Below are 21,783 nucleotides of genomic sequence, written 5' to 3'. Positions count from 1 at the left end.
CGCCCACGCCCACGCCCCCCATCCCCATCCCCGGCCACGCCCACGGCCCCATCCCCATCCCCGGCCACGCCCACGGCCCATTTCGCCATCCACACACCGGCACACGTCCCGCCGCCGACAATGGCACCGACCATCACCATCACCACCATCACGACGGCACCGGACACCACCACATCACCACCATCGCGACGGCGCCGAACACCACCGCCATCACGACGGCGCCTGTAACACGACGGCGCCGATAGGTGCGAAAAAATTTTTCGCCCCTATCGGCTGCCAACCATCTGGCTGGTTTTTGTCCAACCGGTTACGGCAACGGCCCGGGTTGGGGCGGCCAACCGCGGGCTACGTAGTCTCCCATTGTGATGACAAAGAGGATGATGAGCCAGACAAACGCGCCGGCTGCGTAGACCTGCGTCATTCGGCTGCTGATCTTGACGTGCATGAAGTACAGCACAATCAATACCGTCTTGGCAATCGCAATCGACATTGCGATTGTTACCGCCAGCCAGCCCGGTATGTGCAACAGATTCTTCTCAACCCACCAGGCAGCGACGGTCAGCACCATCAACACCATCAGGGCGACAAAGACGCGGTAATAGGTTCCGCGTGAGATATGGGTATGCCGGTCGCCGTGGTGATGGGCATTGGTATGTTGTTGCTCAGCCATCGCGCCCTCCTAAACCAGGTAAAAGAGTGGGAAGAGGAATACCCAGATGATGTCGATCAAGTGCCAGTAGAGACCGCCGATCTCGACCGGAGTAAAGTATGTTGGTGAGAAGCGATCGCGCAATGCCATGATCGTAATCGCGCTCATCACTCCTAGCCCGATGATCATGTGGATTGCGTGCAAACCGGTCGCGCAGAAATAGAGCAAGAAGAAGAGCTGGTGACCAGATTGCATCGAAGCGGTGTGTGCAGCGCCGTGGCTACCGCCCGTCGCACCATGCTCTTCGGGAAACAGGAATCCGCGCCCCGGCACCAGGCACTCGTGGCTTTCGTGCAAATCACTACCGGTAATCCAGCTAATCGGATCCTTCGCGCCGGCGCAATGGGCAAACTTCTCGCTATACTCATACCCCTTGATCACCAGGAAGGTCAAACCCAGCAGCATGGTCAGCGCCAGCATCGTCAGCAGTCGCCGCTTATTGCCCTCTTCAGCGGCATTTACTGCCAGCGCCACCGTCAACGAACTCACCAGCAGCACAACGGTATTAACAGTTGCCAGCGGGGTATTGAGCAGCGCTGCCGATTCTTCCCACGCCTCAGGAAAGGCCCAGCGGTAGACGATGTAGGCCATAAAAATGCCACCAAAGAGCATAATTTCGGTGACCAGGAAGGCCCACATGCCTAACGTAGCTGCCTCTTTTTGTTGTTCTGGTGTCTCGAACTGGTGTTGCAGTTCGGGACCGTGCGCATGCACGTGCGCTTCTTCGTGTGTGATCGTTGCCAACGCTCTCTCCTCTGCGTCCAATGACCAACAGATTGACCTTCAGATTGCCACAAAGGCAGGCCACTTGCAGTGGCATGTTCGACGCCACCTCAGCGTCAGGTTTACCCGCCTCACCGGAAACAGGTCAGGTCAATTCATACCGATAATGACCCGCCATAACCTGTTTCCGGTTATACAAACCCACCTTTGCGTCGTGCCTGTTATTTTAGAGTGGCGAGCCAGGCCGCCACGATGCAGCATCGCGTTCAGCCGCTTCAGGCGGATAGGCATACGCCTCTTCGGTCACAATCGGCGTCTTATCGAAATTGAAAGTTGGCGGCGGCGATGAAGTCTTCCACTCAAGACCGGTCGCACCCCAGGGATTATCGCCGGCAATTGCCCCCTTCCGCAACGAGATCGCCAGGTAGATGAGCGGCACGATAAAACCGATTGCCAGAATACTGGCTCCTGCCGTGCTCATCACATGCAGAATCTGGAACTCCGGCGGATAGACGTGATAGCGTCGCGGCATGCCCAGGTAGCCAAGAATGAATTGTGGGAAGAAGGTCATATTGAAGCCGACAAAGATGATCAGCGCCGCAATGCTGCCCCAAATCTCGTTATACATGCGCCCGGTCATCTTCGGCCACCAGAAATGAATGCCACCCAGGTAGGCCATGATCGTGCCACCCACCATCACATAGTGGAAGTGCGCAACCACAAAGTAAGTATCGGTCACGTGCAAGTCCACGGCAGTCACACCGAGGAAGATACCGGTGAGACCACCAATCACAAACAGACCGATAAAGCCGAGCGCATAGAGCATCGGCGTGCGATAGCTGATCGACCCCTTGTAGAGGGTTGCCGTCCAGTTAAAGACCTTAATCGCCGAAGGGATGGCCACCAGCATGGTGATGAACGAGAAGATCAGACCGGCGTAGACCGACTGACTACTCACAAACATGTGATGGCCCCAGACCAGGAAGCCAAGGATGGCGATGGCGATACTCGAAAAGGCGATAAACTCGTAGCCGAAGATGCGTTTGCGCGAGAAAGTGCTGATCAGCTCGCTAATCACACCCATAGCCGGCAAGATCATAATGTAGACCGCCGGATGTGAGTAAAACCAGAAGAGATGCTGGAAGAGCAGCGGGTCACCCCCCAAGGCCGGGTCGTAGATGCCTACGCCCCAGACTCGCTCGACGATCACCAGCAGCAAGGCAATACCCAGTACCGGCGTCGCCAGGATCTGGATGATACTGGTTGCGTAGTTAGCCCAGATAAACAGCGGCAGCCGGAACCAGGTCAGACCGGGCGCGCGCATCTTGTGAATGGTAGCGATGAAGTTGAGGCCGGTCAGAATGGACGAAAAGCCCATAATGAACACGCCTGTGATCGACATGACCACATTCGAATTGGAATAGGTCGAGGTAAATGGGGTATAGAACGTCCAGCCAGTATCGACACCACCGAAGACGGCGGCAATCAGGGCAAAGATGCCACCGATCATATAGAGATACCAGCTCAGCAGGTTAAGGCGTGGAAAAGCCAGATCACGCGCGCCGATCATGAGCGGCACGAGAAAGTTACCCAATACAGCCGGGATCGACGGGATCAGGAAGAAGAAGACCATGATCACGCCGTGCAGCGTAAACGCCCGGTTGTAGACATCAGATGACATCAGATCGCCCTGCGGCGTGATCAACTCGACCCGCACCAGCGTGGCGGCCAAGCCGCCGAGCAGGAAGAAGAAGTTGATCGACAGCAGATAAAGAATGGCAATCCGCTTGTGATCGACCGTCAACAGCCACGACTTCAACCAGTCGATAAAGGTGCGCGAGTTATCGCGAATGTAGCTGCTCTGTGGAAGCGAAATTGTGCTCATAGGCTCAGTTCCCCGTATCGGCGAGCGACTTAATATAGGCGATCAGTTGGTTGAGCTGATCTTCGCTAATCTGGCCCTGGTACGATGGCATCACGGCAGCATAACCGGCCACAATTTTTGCGTTTGGATTCAGGATCGACTCACGCAGATAATTCTCATCGGCCACGACGGTCGAACCATCGGCCAGTTTCTCAGTCGCGCCATAGAGACCCTGCAAGCTCGGTCCCACGCCACCACCGGCCATCGCATGGCAACCCAGACAACCCAGATTGGTGAAAAGGCGCGCGCCGGCAGCAGCCATTGGATCGCCGATCGACGGCGCGACAATTGCCTGTCCTGTATCAATGGTACCATCAGGCAGCACCACCGGACCAGGTGTCGCCAGCCAGCGCTCATAATCGGCCAGCGGCAGGGCCACCACACGCCCGATCATCAACGAGTGCTCAGTGCCGCAATACTCGGCGCAGAAGAGGTGATACTCACCTGGTTTTGTCGCCTCAAACCACATGATTGTATAACGGCCAGGCAAGACATCTTGCTTGATACGGAACGCCGGGATATAGAAGCTGTGAATCACATCTTGCGAAGTCATAATCAGCTTCACCGGCTGCCCAATCGGAACATGCAATTCGTTATTTTCGCGCTTCCCGTTTGGATGCTGCACGTGCCACATCCACTGCTTGCCGATCACATACACATCAAGCGTGCGAGCTGGCGGCGTGCGCATCTGCACGTAGAGGAACGCGCCCCAGAAGAAGACCAACATGACCAGCGCCAGCGGGATCAACGTCCAGGTCAATTCCAGTTTCAGATTGGAATCGACCGGATTGCTGCGATCAACCTTCTGGCTACGATGGTAACGAACGATCAGATAGAGAATGACGAACGGTAGCACCCCGGCGAAGATGAGACTCAGGGCCACCAGGAAGAAATAGAGCTGGTCAACCTGGTTCGCGAAGGTTGACGCCTGTTCAGGAAATAACGGAAAATCGCGCATACCTCGTCCTGTCTGGGGGCGCAACCGCCCCGGTCGCTACTACCGTTAGGCCGGCACCGACTCGCGTGGCGGCGGTAGATTACCGCCGGGGGTCGAGCGACTTAAGACCACAATCATCGTAATGATCCCGATCACCGTCAGTGCGCCGGCAATGCGCAGAATGGTCATGATTGCCGGAGTATAGCTGCCGGTCACCGGGTTGTACTGGTAGCAGAGCAACAAGAACTGATCGATAGCATTGCCCACTTTACCGGCTGAAGCTTCAACGATACCCAGGCGCAGGTCGGAGACATTAAACTCAATACCAAAGAAATAACGAGCAGTTTTCCCTTCTGGCGTCAACACCACAATCCCGGCTGCATGGGCATATTGGTCGATCGTTTCATCGTAGACATACTTAAAGCCAATTGCATCCGCTACTCGACGAATTTGCTCTTCGCTGCCGGTGAGGAAATGCCAGCCCTGTTCTGCCCCAGCACGGCCATAACGCTGGAGAGTCAGTGTCTTGACGCCAGCGGCCATCATGGGCGTTTCCAGTGGATCGATACTGATATTTACCACTTGAAAATCGCGACCGGCATTCAGCGTTATCTGTTGCAGCGCTGCCAGCACTCCTTCGCGCACGAACGAGCAGAGCATCGGGCACTCGTAGTAGCTCATCACAAGAATCACCGGCTGCCCGGCAACGAAGAACTGACCTAGCCGAACCTCAGTGCCTTGTTCATCGACAAAGACGGCATCGAGCGGCACCTGTTCACCCATCCGCTGCTCGAAAGCCACGCTATCAGCCGGGTTTGGCCTGCTGCCCTGGGCAAACACCCCTACTGGCGCTAGCAACCAGATCGCCAGCCAGCCAATAAACACGATAGACATCCAGCGTCGCATGACACGTACTCGCAATCTAGTGATGGCAGGCTATTTCACTGCGTCGAGGCCATGCTCCAGCAACAGCTCCATCGCCCGCTCAATCGGAATATGGGCACGTCCGGCGCGCTCGTTAACCCAACCATAGCTCTCCAGCCGTTCGGTAGCTTCGGTAATAATCCGATCGCCATCAACGCGGGGATTCTGTTCAAGTCGCGGCGCCGGCGGCAATTGCAACTGGGTCACTTCATCATTCGACAGCGTATTGCTGGTATCGGTAATCGAGCCGGCAGTCAATGCCAGCACGACTCCCATCAAGACGAAAGCCAGAATAAGCACACCAAATACGATCACTACACCCCAAACCACCGGTTGCGAGCGCGCATCGCTCACTTCGTGATTCAGCGCCAGACTCTCGGCGGAAGGGCCTTCACTATGGGCATGAGCGTGACTCATGTACAACTCTCCTCTAGCGGTGGCACACGAAGCAGTTAGTTAACTGGCCATCAGTGGGAATCTGATATTCGATCACCAACTGCCGGCGCTCAGCCAACGACAATGCATTAACGTCCCATTCCATATTGAAGACTTCCTCGCGGGGGCGAATATAGTCTTCTGGCGCGCGGTGGCAGCCGAGGCACCATCCCATGTAAAGGGGTTGCGCCTTCGCCGCCAGTTGTTGCTGGTCAATTCGGCCATGGCACGAGCTACAACCGATGCCCTTCGCTACGTGGATCGAATGATTAAAGTAGACGAAATCGGGCAAATCATAGATACGGTTCCATACTACCGGCTCACCAGTCTGATAACTGGTACGTACCACTTCCAGCAACGGGCTGGTTGTCCACACTTGCGAGTGGCACGACATACAGGTTTCAGTGGCCGGGAAACCGGCAGTTGCCGCCTTTTCAACCGTCGCGTGACAATAGCGGCAATCGATTTTTAGCTCGCTAACGTGGTGCTTGTGGCTGAATGGAACCGGCTGGGCCTTGGCAATACCAACATCAGTGTACCACGGCGAGAGGTAAAATCCGACCATTGCCGCGATTGTACCAACCACCAGCATCACAAGGCCAAAGAGGCTGGCCAGAAAGATCGCATTTGCATTGCGCGGAAAGATTTGGGCAGACATACGTCGCGTCTCTCGCTCTCTAGCCTAGCGGCCGGCTCTAACTTGCTGCAGCTCAGCCTCGCTTAACAAAGCGACATCGGCATTTTGACTCAGTTGCAGGGCGCGGATGTAGGCGGCAATTGCCCAGCGATCTTCAGGCGGGATCCGCGAAGCATAGCTGTACATTTTGCCGATGCCATTGGTGATCACATCAAAGAAATAACCGATCTGCGCATTGCGCAGGCGATCATTATGCAGACTGGGCACGGTCAAAGGGCCGCGGTAAGCAATGACGCCTTGCCCATCGCCAACCAGTCCATGACACGGCGCGCAGAAGGCGTTGTAGCGCGACTGGCCGTGCGCCAGCAGGGCGGCATCAAGCTTCAGTTCGGGTGGCAGTTGATCGGCCAACTGCCCTTCGATCCGCCCGGTCATCAGCGGCGACTCGGGATTATAGCTATTTAATGGCACCGTATTAGCCGGCGGTGGTTGCATCGCCCGGCCATCGGGAAAGAACGTACTGACATCGTTTGGCTTGTACTTTGGCTGGTCGTACATATCAACGTGGCATGCAACCAGCAACAGGCAGAGCGGCAGCCACGCCAGCCGCGCCACGCGGGTGAAGAATGACTTGCGAACAGAGTTCACCATACGCCTATGCTCGTTTCTAACGCCGACCGGTACTTCAGCCGGCCTGCTGCTACCCTGCACTGTGGCCGCCATCAAGCCCCTCACCAGGATTGCGCACCCGGGCCAGATAGCTCGTGCGCGGCTTGAGATTCAGCTCATCAAACACCGTGTAATTGTGCGGTTGTTGCTTGATCTGAGCCACCTGGCTGTTCGGATCGTTGATATTGCCGAAGATAATTGCTTCGGTCGGGCAGACTTGCTGACAGGCAGTGACAACCTCGCCATCGCGAATGGGCCGATTGCCCTCAACCTTGGCGCGGATGCGCGCAGCGCTGATGCGTTGCACACAGTAGCTGCACTTTTCCATTACGCCCCGGTTGCGCACCGTCACTTCGGGATTGCGCATCAACTTCAGACTCTCAGAGGTCAGGTCACTATACTGGAGGAAGTTGAACCGGCGCACTTTGAAGGGACAGTTGTTCGAGCAGTACTTGGTGCCGACACACCGGTTGTAGACCATGTTGTTGAGACCTTCGGCATCATGCACAGTCGCCGCCACCGGGCATACCAGCTCGCATGGCGCCTGCTCGCAGTGCGCACAGGTCATCGGCATCATATACGCTTCGGGATTGTCGAGATCTTCGCCGGCGTAGTAGCGATCGATGCGGATCCAGTGCATCTCGCGCCCGCGTGCCACCTCTTCCTTGCCGACGATGGGAATGTTATTTTCAGCCTGGCAGGCAACCACACAGGCATTACACCCAATACAGGCTGACAGATCAATGACCATGCCCCACTGGTTGCCGGTGCTATAGTCGAAACCGGGGAGCAACGACTGGTACTTCGGCTTCTGCTCCGGCGAGCCATACTTCTCGGTGTAGACCTCTTTCGCAATATACTTCGGGTCTTCCTTGAAGCGGGCAAATTCGCCAGCGCGCACAACATCACGCCCTTCCAGCGTCCAGTGATCCTGGGTGCTGACCAGCAGATAGCGCTCGTTAGTCGCCGTCACCGTCACACCAGATACCAGCCACGGGCTGGCGCTCTGGCGCAGGCGATAGGTATTGAAGCCGGCGCCTTCAGCCACGCGACCACCGTGGCTGCGACCGTACCCTAATGTCACTGTGATTGTGTCATCAGCGTGACCGGGCACAATCCAGATCGGCAGGCGCAACGTCCCTACCGGGGTTGTGACATCTATCATCCGCCCGTTTTCACCAGCCAACCGCTCAAGCGCCTGTTCACGGGCACGGCCAGGGGCAGTCAGGCTGGCCGGATCGAAGGGCAGGTTAAGCAAGCGGATCGCCGTGCGCGGGCTGACCAGCGCGGCGTTATCCCAGGTTAGCTTGGTCATTGGGCGAGGCAGTTCTTGCAACCAGCCATTATTGGCAAAGCGCCCATCCCAGATTGCCGGATCGGGACGGAAGATCAGTTCGATGCCGTCCGAGGGAGTCGGCGCTTGCAGACGGAGATCCGGCACAAGTGTTACCGACACCGGCGCAAAGCGAGATTCTTCAATAACGCCGGCGCTCAGTGCGCGCTTGAAGAAGTCGTCAAAAGCGGCGGCATCTTCCAACCCGGTTTGCTGTTGCCAGTAAGCCCGCACAAGGTCGTAATCGGTCGCGCCGATGTTGCCATTCAGCACCGCCAGCAACTCGTGAGCAGTGCGCGAGCTATACAGTGGGCTGATCAACGGCTGCACGATACTGGCAGTACCATCATAGGCGCGCGCATCCGACCAGGACTCGAGCGGATGAGACAGCGGGATAAACCACGTTGCCAGCGCTGCGGTCTCGTCTTCGTAGGGATTGAGCGCCACAACCTGCTTGGCCTGTCGCATCGCTTCGGCAAAACCGAGATCGGCGGGCGCAGTGAAGGCCGGATTGCTGTCAATAATGACCAGCAGCTCAACGCTACCGGCGCGCAGGTCGTTGACCAGTTCGGCGAGCGCCTGGGGATCAGTCGGCTGGGCAACCGGTTCGGTATACTCAATGGTCGTGCCCACTGCGCCAAGCTGAAGATTGATCGCGTGCGCAATTGCGTGGACTACCGGCGGCTGGGCCTCGCCAACCACCACCACTGCTCGATTGCCAGCGCGACGCAGATCGGCGACGACTGCATCCACCCACTGCTGCTGGGTCGCTGTCAGACCGGTTGCCGGCGCAACTGCCGATACATCCAAACCTTGAGCGACTGCCGCAGCGATCTGACCGATCAAACCTGCTGGCACAGCCAGGCGATGATCAGCAATTGCGCCAGTCGGTGAGAAGACCGGTTCGGCGACATACAACCGGCTCATCGATTCCGTCCCAGCCCGGACGCGCCGGCGCTGCATCAGATCGCGGGCATAGCGCACGCGCCCAGGGCCTTCGCTGACGAAATCAGCGTCAAGAGCGAGCACGACATCGGCGACAGCAAAGTTGTAGCGCGGCTCATAAGGAGCGCCAAAAGCCAGTGCGGCACCAGCGTAGGTGTTGCTCCGCCCAACCGGATCGAACTGAATCCAGCGCGCTGCCGGGAAATTGGTCAGCAGCTCTTCGATCTGAGCGCGCAGTGTCGGCGAGGTAATCGTCGGCGTCAACAGACGCATCCCTTGCCCCTGCAAGGCGCGCTGTACCTGCAACGTCTCGGTGATAGCGGTAACGAAGGCCTCCCACGTGCTGATCAGGCCCTGGCGCCGCACCGTTTCAGGCCGCTCAGGATCGTAGAGCGCCAGCAGCTCTGCCTGCGCAAAAGCATCTGTCGCCCCCAGACTGGCTGGATGGGCCGGATTGCCCTCGATCTTCACTGGACGCCCTTCGCGACTCTTTACCGTCACGCCAAGCGCAAACCCATCGAGCGTAACTGCAGTCGCGTAAAAATTGGGAATACCGGGTATCTGATCACGGGGAGCACGGGCGAACGGCGCTACCTGTTCTTGCGGTTGCTTGATGGCAAATGTACAGCCTGACAGGCCGGCTAGCGCCAGCGATGCACCCATCAATTTGAGGAAGGTGCGACGCGACACCGGATCGGCCAGCTCACTCGCGCCTTGCGGAAACTCACGCGCAATCAGTTCCCGAAAGGCCGGCGTATCGACTAACTGGTCGAGCGAGCGCCAGAACTGCTTGCCCCGCGCCTGTTGGAGTTGTGCGCGCGCCGCTTCAATTTCGCGCGCGGCAGGGTGAAGATTGATCTCACTCATTGGCGTGGCCAGACTAGATAAACAGCGGTTCCAAATCCGCCCTCAAACTTGTGATTTTAGGCACAGCTTATCGCTCTCGATTATAGCAGAAGTATGCTCGATCAATGTTACGAACCTGATACTTCCTGCATCTCAATTTGGTATCTATCAGGAATGGTATTTCTTCCAGACAGACGATCCGGGGTCGAGTTATCGTAACTGATCTGCAGACTTCTGCGCGGCTCCAGGTGACGTTGTGAGCGCAATGGAGCGATATTTGTGCCAATTAGTGCAATTATAGTAGCATACCTTGCAGTAAACGCGCAACATGAACAAGCCCTGTGCAGCGCAAATCCATCGCGGTTTCGCTGCACAGGACTGTTAGAAATCGCTTGCCAGAATTGTCAGGGAGTAGCTGCGAAGACTCGATACGACTCATCGAGCAATTCGATAATATAACGCACCTGTACATCTTTGCCGCGCCGACGCAATTCGCCGGCCAGTTGCAAAGCGCAGCCGGGATTAGCGGTAGCAATGATCTCGGCCCCGGTAGTAAGCGCATTATCGATCTTGCGCGCGCCGAGACTCATTGCCATTTCGGGTTGGGTCACGTTGTAAATGCCGGCGCTCCCGCAACAGAGCGACGATTCGGGCATCTCTTTCAGGGTCAGACCAGGAATTGCCGTGAGCAAGACGCGCGGTTGCGCGCTAATCCGCTGCGCATGGACGAGATGGCATGGCTCCTGATAGGTGACGGTCAGGTTGAGTCGACCCAGGGCACTGCGGTTGAAGTCGATCCCGGCCAGAAATTCATGCACATCCTTGACTTTGGCGCTAAACCGTTCGGCTCGCTCACGCCACGCCGGATCGTCGTGTAAAAGGTGACCGTACTCTTTCAGAGTGCTGCCACAGCCGGCAGCATTTACGATGATCGCATCAACCCCTAACCCTTCAAAGGCGGCAATATTCCGCCGCGCCAGTTCGCGCCCACCATCGAGATCGCCGCCGTGCGTGTGCAAGGCGCCACAACAGCCTTGATCAGGTGGAATGATCACTTCACAACCGTTCTTGCGCAACACGCGAATCGTCGCTTCGTGGACATGAGCAAAAGCGGTGCTCATGATGCAGCCGGTAAGGAGCGCAACACTGTAGCGTCGCTCGCCTTCTGCCGGCAATATCTGACCCTGCGGCACGCTGAAGCGATCGCTGATCGGCGGCAACATTGCTTCGGTGTCGGACAGGCCGAGCAGTTTGAGGATACCACTCTTGCGCGCGATCCACTGCGCGCCGCTGCGCTGGTAGAGGCGCATCATCGCCGAGAAGAGGCGAAAAACTTCCATGCGTTTGAATAAGACCCCGAAGACTGCGCCACGCAACGCGCGCTGCCAGAGTGGACGCGGCGGTAACTTTGGCTCTGGCGCGCCAGGAGTGGCCGGCGGCCCCGCTTTCCCGGCGCGAGCCTGCTCGATCTGCGCCCGGCTGGCTTCGAGGATCGCGCCATACTGCACGCCTGACGGACACACCGCTTCACAGGCGCGACAGTTGAGACAAAGACTCATCTGCTCTTGAAAGACTTCACTGGCCAGACTGATCCGGCCCTCATCTACCGCTTTCATGAGATAGATGCGTCCACGGGGTGACGCCATCTCCAGTCCTGTTTCGCGATAGGTTGGGCATGATGACAGACACAATCCACAATGGACACAGGTATTGATAATGTCAGAACTTGGTTTATCTTTCGCGCTAAAGCCGATCAACGGAATGACCGGCTGCGCAGGTGGTGACGATGGTTGAGTGACGGTCACGGGTTGTTCTCCTCTCGTATGTTAACAGAGCTGTCAGCAAACCAGAACCCAGTTGGATGCATCCGCTGGTGCGGATCAATAGCTACTTTGAGGGCGCGCATCCAGTTGATCGCAGCGGGAGGTTGACCCCACACCGGCACTGGTGAGCTATAGCCGGACGGCGCAGCGAGCAAACGAGTTTGCGGAAACGCCGCAAATAATTCGGCGTGACAGGCCGCTACCGCAGCCAGATCGCCGGACAGTTGCAGATAGATGATGCCGCTGAGCGCATGGGCAGTCACGCTTACTGCCACATGCTGACGTTGCGCTGCTTGCTCAATTGTGTGCAGCGCGGCAGCCAGGCGAGCCGGCCAGACGCTTAGCCGCAAGAGGGTTTGATCGATTACCGGAGCGTAGCGAGCAACCGTCTGTTGCCAAAAGGCCGTTTCAGCCGCCTCACGCGCTTCAGTTACCACGCCACCCTGCTGATGGGCTAGTTCCGTCGCTTCGCGCAAATGGCGTTCAACTGCGGCAGGATGCCCTTCAGCGCGCAGCGCTACCACCATCCCATCGGCATCGGCCAGATATTCTACGGCGGTGGGAAGGAGGCGACTAGCAGCCAGCGCATCGATCAACGCGCAGGCTGCGGTTACTGTCGGCAAACGCGCTATGAGTGTCGCGCTGGCCGGTGGCAGGGGAAAGACTTTTAGCGCCACTGCCGTGATCAGGCCAAGTGTACCGGCGCTACCCACGTAAAGCTTGACCAGATCGTAACCGGTCACATTTTTCACCACCTGCGCGCCAAGGCGCACCTGTTCGCCGTCTGGCTCGATCACCTCGAGCGCCAGCGCCCAATCACGAAACGAGCCGTAGCCCAACCGGCGTGGGCCGTCGACCGCAGTCGCCACCAGACTACCCAGACTGCGCTGTGGATCGGCAACATCGAGCGGCAGCATCTGACGATGAGGGGTGAGCATAGCTTGCAATTCGGCCAGCGTCGTGCCAGCAGCCACTTTGATCGTCAAATCATCTGGCTCATACATAAGAGGACCGCGCCAGTTAGCAGTTGAAACCGTCACCGCTGTCGCCGAGCGCGCGGTCATGCCCCCGGTAGGGATGACAACCAGACCGGCGTGATGGCAGGCATTGATGATTGCAGCAGCTTCAGCCGGTGTGGCAGGCGCAACCAGTGCACCGGGGGCAGGCGCAGCAACGGCACGGGCCGGATCGCAGCGCTGCAACCGTTCGGCGCGCGCAGCCGCCAATGTCGCCGGCGTCGTATCGGGCGGAAAGATTTTAGCCGGGTTGAACAGGCCACCTGGATTGAAAACCTGATGGATTGTGGCGTGCAATTGCAGCTCTGCCGGCGAGAAGAAACGCGAGAGGTATTCACACTTTTCCAGGCCGATACCGTGCTCACCACTGACAACACCACCGTGTTCGATACTGATCTCGAGCACACTGGCGGCAATGTCGTGAGCGCGGCGACGCTGATCAGGATCACGCGGATCGTAGAGCACAAGCGGATGCAGATTACCGTCACCGGCATGAAAGACGTTGCACACCTCCATGCCATACTCAACCCGCAATCGTTCGACGTGTTCCATCATCAGCGGCAGCCGGGTACGCGGTACCACTGTATCAACCAGATAATACGCCGGAGCCAGCCGTCTGATAGCGCCGGCCACAGACTTGCGCGCTGTCCAGACGCGGGCCTGCGTAGCCGGATCGCGGGCCGGACGCAGATCGAAGGCGCCGTGAGCGCGACAGATGGCGATAATCTGATCGAGCTGGTCATCGAGACCATCGTTGACGCCATCGACTTCGATGATCAACGCCGTTGTGCCAGTATCTTCGGGCAATCCCAGGTTGTAGGCGTTGTTGACAGCCCGAATCGCGTTGTGATCCATCACCTCAAGCGAGGTGGGCAATGAACCGGCGGCAATGACCGCACTCACCGCAGCCGCAGCGGCCACTACCGTCGGAAAGAGCGCCAGGACGACGCGCACCGCTTCTGGCAGGGGGGTCAGGCGCACCATTGCCGCCGTCACCACGCCCAGCGTACCTTCGCTCCCGGCTATCAAGCCGGTCAGATCATAACCAACCGGATCGAGCACCCCATTGCCAGTCCAGTAACGATGGCCGGTATAATCAACCACTTCGACGGCCAGCACATGATTGCTGGTAACGCCATATTTGAGGCAATGGGGGCCGCCGGCGTTGGTGGCAATGTTGCCGCCGATAGTGCTGGCGCGTTGCGAGGAGGGATCGGGCGCAAACTGATAACCAAGCGGGGCCAATTTAGTATTCAGGTCGGCGTTCACCACACCGGGCTGCACGATGGCAATTCGCGAGCGAATATCCACCGCCAGGATTTTATCCATGCGAGCAGTGCTGATCAGCATACCACCGCGCAGTGGCACTGCGCCGCCGGCAACCCCGGTACCGGCGCCGCGGGCGACGATCGGCATACCGGCGCGCGCAGCCAGCCGCACCGCCTCGGCAACCTGTTCGGCAGTTTCGGGCAACACCACCACATCAGGCGAATGCGAAACGATCATGCTGCCATCGGCGTCATAGGTCAGCAGATCTTCTGGCGCAGTCAAGACCGCGCGGGCGCCAAGCGCAGCGCGCAGTTCATCGATCAGGGCTTGTGACGCAGCGACGGTCGTCACCTGTCTGCTCTCCTCTCAACCGGTTAACTCAGGCTTGGCCTGGATCGGATCCGTTGAAGCCACCATTGTAGCGCGCGATCTGGGCTATACCACAAACCGACCCGGATTCAGCAACTGGTCAGGATCGAATTCTTGCTTGATGCGCTGCATCAGATCGAGATTGACGATCTGCGCGCCGAAGGCCGGCAACTCCGCAACCAGGGCCGGCGGCGTGGCGAGTAGGGTGGTATGCGGCGCGACCTTGAGCAACGCAGTATGCCATAAACGCAAGGCAGTGGTTTGTCCACGCGCGCGCAGATAGGCAATACCATTGAGCGCGCGGGCCGTAATCTGTAACGAGAGGTCAGCCTCACGAGCTGCTGCGCGGGCGGCGGTCAGCACCCTGTTCAAATCGGCGGGCAGGCACGTTACCCGGGTCACCAGTTCATCAACGGCAGGCGCCGCTGTTTGCGGCACATCGTTGATCATCGACCACAACTGCGCATGGTCAGCATCGCGCAAGACCTCGGTGCTCACTCCAGCTTGTTGCGCAAACGCAGCCACATCACGCAGATGTCGTTCGACTGCCGCCGGCAATCCCTCGCTGGCAACGGTGAGCGCAAACGGGGCATCGATGGCCGCAATACCCTCGAGATACTCAACTGCCACCGGCACAAGCTGACTGGCGGCAATGGCATTAACCAGCTTCCATAGCGGCGCTGGCGTTTGGGCACGACACAGGATGCTGGCTGCCGCTCGCGGTTGGGGAATGAGTTTGAAATTGGCGGAAGCGATAATTGCTAGCGTGCCGAAGCTGCCCAGGTAGAGTTTCATCATATCGAAGCCGCTGACATTCTTCACCACCATCCCACCGGCCTTCGAGACCCGACCAGTCGCTTCAACCACGCGAATGCCGATCAGCAGATCACGCGCCGAGCCATACCCTAGCCGCCGCGGGCCATCCATGGCAGTTGCCAGCAACCCACCAATCGTCGCCTGCGCCGGCAACGGGCTATCGAGCGGCAACATCTGACCGTTTGCAGCCAGCGCGGCTCTGAGCGCATCCAGCGTGATTCCGGCTTCGACTGAAATGGTCAAATCATCAGGGGTATAGTCGAGAATCCGATTCAGGCGATTGGTTTCAACCACAACAAACGGTCGCGCAGGTGGCCGTCCCCACGTCTGCTGGGTGCCACCCCCCCACGGTACCATCGCCACCGGCTCAGCGGCAAGACGAGCCACGACCTGTGACAGTTCTTCGAGTGAACCAGGAGCCACGGCCAGCAACGGCGTCTGGCCGTAGATCACGCGATCGGCAGGGTGTTCGCGCACATGCTGTTCACCGCTAATGCCGGCAAGATCAGTGCGTAATATCGTCAGATCCATTTGGATTAACTCGATTTCAAAGCGCTCCAGGCTATTCCTGAGCGACGCAAGGCAGCCAGTTCGCCACAACCGCGTCCTTTGGGAAAGACCTTCCCCGGATTGAACAGATCGCGCGGATCAAAACTCTGATGGAGACCGGCCATTGCCGCCAGATCATCGGTCGAGAAGAGCAAAGTCATATAATCTTGCTTTTCGACGCCGATCCCGTGCTCACCACTAATCACCCCACCAAAATCGATACTGACTTTCATAACGCTGGTAGCTGCTTCCAGCGCGCGTTGATTTTGCGAGCGATCACGGCGATCAAAGAGGATAATCGGATGGAGGTTCCCATCACCAGCGTGGAAGACGTTGGCAATCGGCAGCCGAAACTCGCGCGAGATACGACCAACTTCATCCATTGTCTGGGGCAATTTGGTGCGCGGCACAACGGTATCAACGAGGTAGTAGGTCGGCGCAAGGCGACCCATCGCGCCAAACGCATTCTTGCGCGCAGCCCAGACCTGGTTTTGCTCGGCGATAGTGCGGGCGGGGCGCACATCGATTGCGCCGTTACGCCAGCAAATTGCGGTCACATCGTTGAGCAGCTCATCCAATCCATCTTCAACGCCATCAACCTCAATCAATAACGCTGCGCCGGCTGCTTCCGGCAAACCCAGCCGGTACATATCGTTGACCGCCTTGATCGCCAGCCGATCCATAATTTCGAGAGCTGCCGGCAACAGACCGCTCGCAATCACCTGCGAGACTGTACTGGAGGCGCCGGCTATCTCGGGGAAGAGCGCCAGCACTACGCGCACTGCCTCGGGTAGGCGGGTGAGACGCAACCAGGCTGCGGTCACAAAACCGATAGTGCCTTCTGATCCGGTAATAACGCCAGTCAGATCGTAGCCGGGTAAATAGGAACTACCGTCACCCGTCCAGATAATCGAGCCATCGGGCAACACAACCTGCACCGCCAGCACATGACTGGCGGTAATGCCATATTTCAGACAGTGAGGGCCGCCGGAGTTATTGGCGATATTGCCGCCAATCGTACAGGCTTTCTGTGACGAGGGATCGGGCGCAAACTGATAACCAAACGGCTTCAGATATTGTGACAGCTCCCAGTTAATCACTCCCGGCTGGCAGAGAACGCGGCCATTGGCTGTATCGACCTGAAGGATCTTGTCCATGCGAGCCGTGGAGATCACGATCCCTCCCCGCATTGGGGTTGCTCCACCGGACAGGCCAGTACCGGCGCCACGTGGGACAATTGGCATACCGACGCGCGCAGCCAGGCGAACGATAGCGGACACCTGCTCGGCACTGGTTGGCAACGTTACCACGTGCGGCTCGTGCGTATCCATCACGCATCCGTCAGCGTCATAGGTATACAACGCATCGGGATGAGCGACCACGCCGCGCGGGCCAAGGATTCGCTCTAGCTCTGCGATCAGTTCAGCACGATTCATTCCGCACTCCTGCGGCCACGGGGCCACTATGACGGGTCTTTAGATAGGGAACGCTTATGAAAACAGACTTTATGCTTGTAGTATACCATAATCCCCTGTGATCTGATGTACAGGACGGGCCATTTCTGCTATAGTATACGGTTACGTCTAAGCCGTCACTAAACGGAAGTGTCGGCTTCTGGCTGCGTGATCGCAGTAGATGGCAAGGGTAATACTGAATGAACAACAGCAGCTTTTATCACTAAATAATCATATACGAGTAAGCCTATGCAATTACCGGCAACGTTACAACGAGCGCTTGAGCGGATGATTGCCAGTCAGGCGAGCGCTACGCTTGAACAGGCGGCAGCCACTCTCTCGAACCGCTACCGTACCGCCGAGGCCGGGCAGGCGCCAGCGATTGCCTCGCCACTGCAAGCAATCGCATATGCGGCCTGGCGGATGCCGGCAACCTATGCTGCGCTGCGCGCCGCCTTCCGCCGACTGGCGGAAGCGCAACCCGATTTCATTCCTTCCCGGATGCTTGACATCGGCGCGGGTAGTGGCGCTGCAATTTGGGCCGCTGCTGAGCAATGGCCTTCGCTGCGCCGGATTGTGGCTATCGAACGGCAGCCGGCAATGGCGCGGATTGGCGAACAACTCACAGCCGGGGCAGACTTACCCACCATCACGTGGCAGCGGAGTGATGTGCTGAGCCTTGACCGTCTCCCAGAGAGCGATCTGGTGGTAGCAGGATATGTCTTCGGCGAGATCGAACCGTCAGCGCGCGCAATCTTGCTGAGCCGGCTATGGAAAGCGACGACCGGCGCGTTAGTGCTGGTCGAGCCAGGAACGCCATCCGGTCATGCAACCATCCTCAACCTACGCAGCGAATTGATCAAGCGCGAGGCGATCCTGCTGGCTCCCTGTCCGCATACCGCCGACTGCCCGCTAGCTGCCAGAGGCGACTGGTGTCACTTTGCCCAACGAATTGCGCGACCGGCCTTTCTCCGCCGGCTGAAAGGCGCGGCAGCCCCGTTTGAAGACGAGAAATTTGCCTACCTGATCGCAGCGCGTCGCGGTCAACCATTGACCGGTGGCCGTATCACGCGCCACCCGATCATTCATAGTGGTCGGATCGAACTCCAGGTTTGCACGGCGCAAGGTCTGCAACAGATCACAGTTACCCGCAGTCAGGGTGAGGCATGGCGTCGGGCGCGCGATAGCGGTTGGGGTGACGGATGGGATAGCTATCCATCGCTGGACAGAGGTAATTCTGAAGGGAAATGATATAATACCAGATACCCGGCGCGATCTATCGCTTCGGTACAGTTTTAAGGATACTGCCATGTCCGAACCTCGCGCCGACCTTCTTTTCTTCGCTATTGACGATTTGCGTGAGTCGATCACTCAAACCCTGATCCCCTTCCCTCAACTTGTCGGTAGATTTGTCTCTAACTTCAGTGACCTGCTTGCTCAGCTTGACGACAATACCCCGACATGCATCATTTGCCGACCGGCAGCGCGGTATGGCATGCCAGTCGGGATTCCGCTGGTTCTTGTCTGCTCGCCTGATGAATACGAGATCGAGCAATTTGTTAATGAACCGGCCATTACAGATCTGGTGCGCGACAATGAGTTGCGCCGCCTGCCGTTCATTGCTCAGCGGGAATTACGCCAGCAGCGCATGGCCGGTCGGGAAATGCGCCGGTTGCGCGCCATGGTGGAACAGGCCCCGCATGGTGTGATCGAAGCTGAAGTGGGCAGCCGGCAGGTACGCTGGTCGAATCCGTTTATGAACCTGCTCTTCGGTTACACTGCCACCGAAATGATGACGCTTCTCGTCGAAGACCTGCACCCGGCTGAAGCCCACGCGGTAATAATTGAAGCCTTTGAGCGAATGAGTGCGGGTGATAAGACACCGCTACTCAATGTCGTATGCCGGCGCCGCGATGGTTCCACATTCTATTGCAACATCGCTCCAGGCGGTAGATATGGCAATGACCAGCATTTGATATTCTTCTTCTTTACCGACGTTACCGCCGAATACCAAAGTCTGCAAACGCTGCAAATCAATGCCCGTCGGCTAGAGCTGGCCTTGCGCTCAGCCAACCAGGGATTGTACGATTTGGATGTGCGCAGCGGTGAAACCATTGTTAATGCCGAGTACGCAACGATGCTTGGGTTTGATCCGGCCAGTTTTATCGAAACCACGCAAAGCTGGCGTGAGCGACTGCATCCGAGCGACGAGCCGGTGGTGTCTCAAATTTACGCCGATTATATGGCCGGAAAGCTTCCTGAATACCGGGTCGAATATCGCTCGCGGATGCAACAGGGGGGTTGGAAGTGGATTCTATCAGTTGGCGCAATTGTCGAACGCGATGAAGTGGGCAATCCGGTGCGGATGCTGGGAACCCATACCGACATCAGCGCATTGAAACGGCTCGAATTGCGCGAGCGATTGCGGGTTCAGCTCTTCACCAGCCTGTTAGGAGGTGAAAGTTTGCCTGCGCTTATGAATACATTGATTGCAGCATTCGAAGATGAGCAACCTGACACGCGCTGCGCAATTGTGCTCTTTGACACCGCTACACAACGACCTGGTCGGGTCATAGCGCCTAACCTGTCATCAGCGCTGGTCAGCCTGCTCGAACAGAGCGACTCGACGGATGAAGCATCGATCTGGAAGCCATTGTTTGACCGGCAGCGGATCGTTACGCCGAACTTGAACGCTGAACCCGGCTGGATGGAATACGCCGCCATTGCGCAAGACAGTGGCTTTACGACCTGCTGGGCCGAACCGATTCAAGGCGCGGGAGGCGCCGTTATCGGCGCGTTCACGGTCTGGTCGGCGCGCGGAGCGGCACCACAGAGCGAAGACGCCGCCCTGTTGCAGTTTGTAAGTCACCTGGCCGGACCGGTAATCGAGCAACACCTCATCGCCGAGCGACTGCGTGTCAGCGAGGAGCGTTATACACTCGCCGAACGCGCCGTTCAGGATGGCGTATGGGATTGGGACATCATCAACGGAGTGACGTATCTGTCGCCACAGTGGAAAGCGATGTTCGGTTTTGGCGCCGACGAGCTACCCAACACGATCACAACCTTCTTTGAGCGGATTCATCCCGATGATTGGCCGGCAGTCACCAAAGCGATTGATCGCCACTTTGCCGGTCTTGAACCGTTTAATATGGAATTTCGCATGCGTTACCGAGACGACCGATACCGCTGGATCCTGGCCCGCGGTGAGGCCTTGCGCGATGCCGATGGCAAGGTAACGCGGATGGTCGGCGCGCTTAGCGATATTACGGAACGAAAGCAGCTTGACGAACGCATTCGCGAAACCCAGAAACTCGAAGCATTGGGCTTACTGACCGGCGGACTGGCGCACGATTTCAATAATCTGCTCGGCATTATTATCGGCAATCTCGATCTATCACTGACCGACTGGCAGGGCGATGAATCGGCGCGCAGCCTGGTGGAAGCGGCGCTCAAAGCAGCCTTGCGCGGCGCTGAACTGACCAGAAGTCTCCTGGCGGTGGCCCGCAGGCAACCCCTGGCGCCCACAACAATCGATGTCGCTCTGGTCTTGCAAGAATTTTTGCCGCTGATCCAGGTCACGATTGGATCAGCGATCAAGGTTGAACTGATCGCGCAGACGAACCGACCGGCACGGGCTGACCGGGCCGGCCTGGAGGCAGCCTTGCTCAATCTGGTGATCAATAGCCGCGATGCTATGCCGCAGGGCGGTAAGTTGACGATTAAGATCAGAGAGATTCAGGTCACCAGCGAAGATATACTGCTGCTGGCAATTTTGCCAGTCGGTTGCTACATCGTGATCGATGTGGTCGATACCGGCAGCGGGATGTCACCTGAAGTGGCCGAGCGCGCCTTTGAGCCGTTTTTCACCACTAAAGAACGCGGACGCGGCACCGGCCTCGGTCTGCCAATGGTTTACGGCTTTGCCCGCCAGTCGGGCGGAACAGCTCAGATCTATTCGACCTCTCATCTTGGCACCACCGTGCGCCTGTATTTGCCGTGCGCCGCGCAAATAGCTGACGAACCAGCCGTTTCACCAGCGCCGACTGTCCGCCGCGATGCGCGCATTCTGGTCGTTGACGACGATCCCGATCTGTTGCGCATGACGGTCGCAACCCTGATCAATCTTGGCTACACTGTATCATCGGCTCAGGATGGCCGCGCGGCGCTATCGATCTTGCAGGCTGAAAGGTTCGATCTGCTGATCACCGATGTAGTGATGCCCGAGATGAATGGTCAGGAACTGGCCACGGCGGCACTTCAGATTGCGCCCACCATAAAAGTGCTCTATATGAGCGGTTTTGCCGCTTTACAGGGCAAAGACTTGAGCGATGCCCCCCTGATTGAGAAACCGTTTCGCGCGAGCGCGCTAGAGGTAGCCGTACAGCAAGCCCTGGAACGATAA

15 protein-coding genes are annotated in these 21,783 nt (G+C 57.9%); 2 read left to right on the top strand and 13 right to left on the bottom strand.

Annotation, left to right across the window (positions count from 1 at the left end; all coding sequences use genetic code 11):
* Positions 1-307: 307 nt before the first annotated feature.
* The 13 genes from Q0650_RS03140 to Q0650_RS03080 all read right to left on the bottom strand — a co-directional run bounded on the left by Q0650_RS03140 (position 308) and on the right by Q0650_RS03080 (position 17,360).
* Positions 308-670: a cytochrome C oxidase subunit IV family protein gene (locus Q0650_RS03140; RefSeq protein WP_298815830.1), complete on the bottom strand. Its 363-nt coding sequence runs from the start codon at positions 668-670 to the stop codon at positions 308-310.
* A 9-nt stretch (positions 671-679) separates the two neighbouring features.
* Complete coding sequence (locus tag Q0650_RS03135) at positions 680-1,453, bottom strand: cytochrome c oxidase subunit 3 (RefSeq protein WP_298815828.1); 774 nt, start codon at positions 1,451-1,453, stop codon at positions 680-682.
* A 205-nt stretch (positions 1,454-1,658) separates the two neighbouring features.
* Positions 1,659-3,317 carry a cytochrome c oxidase subunit I gene (ctaD, locus tag Q0650_RS03130; RefSeq protein WP_298815826.1) on the bottom strand — a complete coding sequence of 553 codons (1,659 nt, stop codon included), beginning with the start codon at positions 3,315-3,317 and terminating at the stop codon, positions 1,659-1,661.
* Between the two features lie 4 nt (positions 3,318-3,321).
* Positions 3,322-4,314: a cytochrome c oxidase subunit II gene (gene coxB, locus Q0650_RS03125; protein WP_298815824.1), complete on the bottom strand. Its 993-nt coding sequence runs from the start codon at positions 4,312-4,314 to the stop codon at positions 3,322-3,324.
* Positions 4,315-4,359: 45 nt separating this feature from the next.
* Positions 4,360-5,187 (bottom strand): SCO family protein, encoded by an 828-nt coding sequence (locus tag Q0650_RS03120; protein ID WP_298815822.1) that lies wholly within the window; start codon positions 5,185-5,187, stop codon positions 4,360-4,362.
* A 42-nt stretch (positions 5,188-5,229) separates the two neighbouring features.
* On the bottom strand, positions 5,230-5,634 hold the full coding sequence (locus Q0650_RS03115; protein ID WP_298815820.1) for a hypothetical protein: 405 nt from the start codon (positions 5,632-5,634) through the stop codon (positions 5,230-5,232).
* Between the two features lie 13 nt (positions 5,635-5,647).
* Complete coding sequence (locus Q0650_RS03110; protein ID WP_298815818.1) at positions 5,648-6,310, bottom strand: cytochrome c3 family protein; 663 nt, start codon at positions 6,308-6,310, stop codon at positions 5,648-5,650.
* A 24-nt stretch (positions 6,311-6,334) separates the two neighbouring features.
* Positions 6,335-6,940, bottom strand: coding sequence for a cytochrome c (locus Q0650_RS03105; RefSeq protein WP_298815816.1), 606 nt, complete (start codon positions 6,938-6,940; stop codon positions 6,335-6,337).
* Positions 6,941-6,989: 49 nt separating this feature from the next.
* The gene (locus Q0650_RS03100; RefSeq protein ID WP_298815814.1) at positions 6,990-10,103 is read right to left on the bottom strand and encodes a TAT-variant-translocated molybdopterin oxidoreductase; all 3,114 of its coding nucleotides are present in this window, start codon (positions 10,101-10,103) and stop codon (positions 6,990-6,992) included.
* Between the two features lie 383 nt (positions 10,104-10,486).
* Positions 10,487-11,887 carry a (Fe-S)-binding protein gene (locus tag Q0650_RS03095; protein WP_298815812.1) on the bottom strand — a complete coding sequence of 467 codons (1,401 nt, stop codon included), beginning with the start codon at positions 11,885-11,887 and terminating at the stop codon, positions 10,487-10,489.
* On the bottom strand, positions 11,884-14,541 hold the full coding sequence (locus Q0650_RS03090; protein ID WP_298815808.1) for an FAD-binding oxidoreductase: 2,658 nt from the start codon (positions 14,539-14,541) through the stop codon (positions 11,884-11,886). Before Q0650_RS03090 ends, Q0650_RS03095 begins: the two co-directional genes overlap by 4 nt.
* Before the next feature lie 84 nt (positions 14,542-14,625).
* Positions 14,626-15,906, bottom strand: coding sequence for an FAD-binding oxidoreductase (locus tag Q0650_RS03085; RefSeq protein ID WP_298815806.1), 1,281 nt, complete (start codon positions 15,904-15,906; stop codon positions 14,626-14,628).
* A gap of 5 nt (positions 15,907-15,911) precedes the next feature.
* A complete protein-coding gene (locus Q0650_RS03080; protein WP_298815804.1) occupies positions 15,912-17,360 on the bottom strand; it encodes an FAD-binding oxidoreductase in 1,449 nt (482 codons plus the stop codon).
* Between the two features lie 267 nt (positions 17,361-17,627).
* Between Q0650_RS03080 and Q0650_RS03075 the strand changes: the two genes are divergently transcribed.
* Together Q0650_RS03075 and Q0650_RS03070 are read left to right on the top strand one after the other, a co-directional pair.
* Positions 17,628-18,629 carry a small ribosomal subunit Rsm22 family protein gene (locus Q0650_RS03075; RefSeq protein WP_298815802.1) on the top strand — a complete coding sequence of 334 codons (1,002 nt, stop codon included), beginning with the start codon at positions 17,628-17,630 and terminating at the stop codon, positions 18,627-18,629.
* Between the two features lie 58 nt (positions 18,630-18,687).
* Complete coding sequence (locus Q0650_RS03070) at positions 18,688-21,783, top strand: PAS domain-containing protein (protein ID WP_298815801.1); 3,096 nt, start codon at positions 18,688-18,690, stop codon at positions 21,781-21,783.

This window comes from uncultured Chloroflexus sp. (assembly GCF_937129525.1).
In the GTDB taxonomy this organism is placed as follows: Bacteria; Chloroflexota; Chloroflexia; order Chloroflexales; family Chloroflexaceae; genus Chloroflexus.
This window is presented reverse-complemented; position numbering and strand designations above follow the sequence as displayed.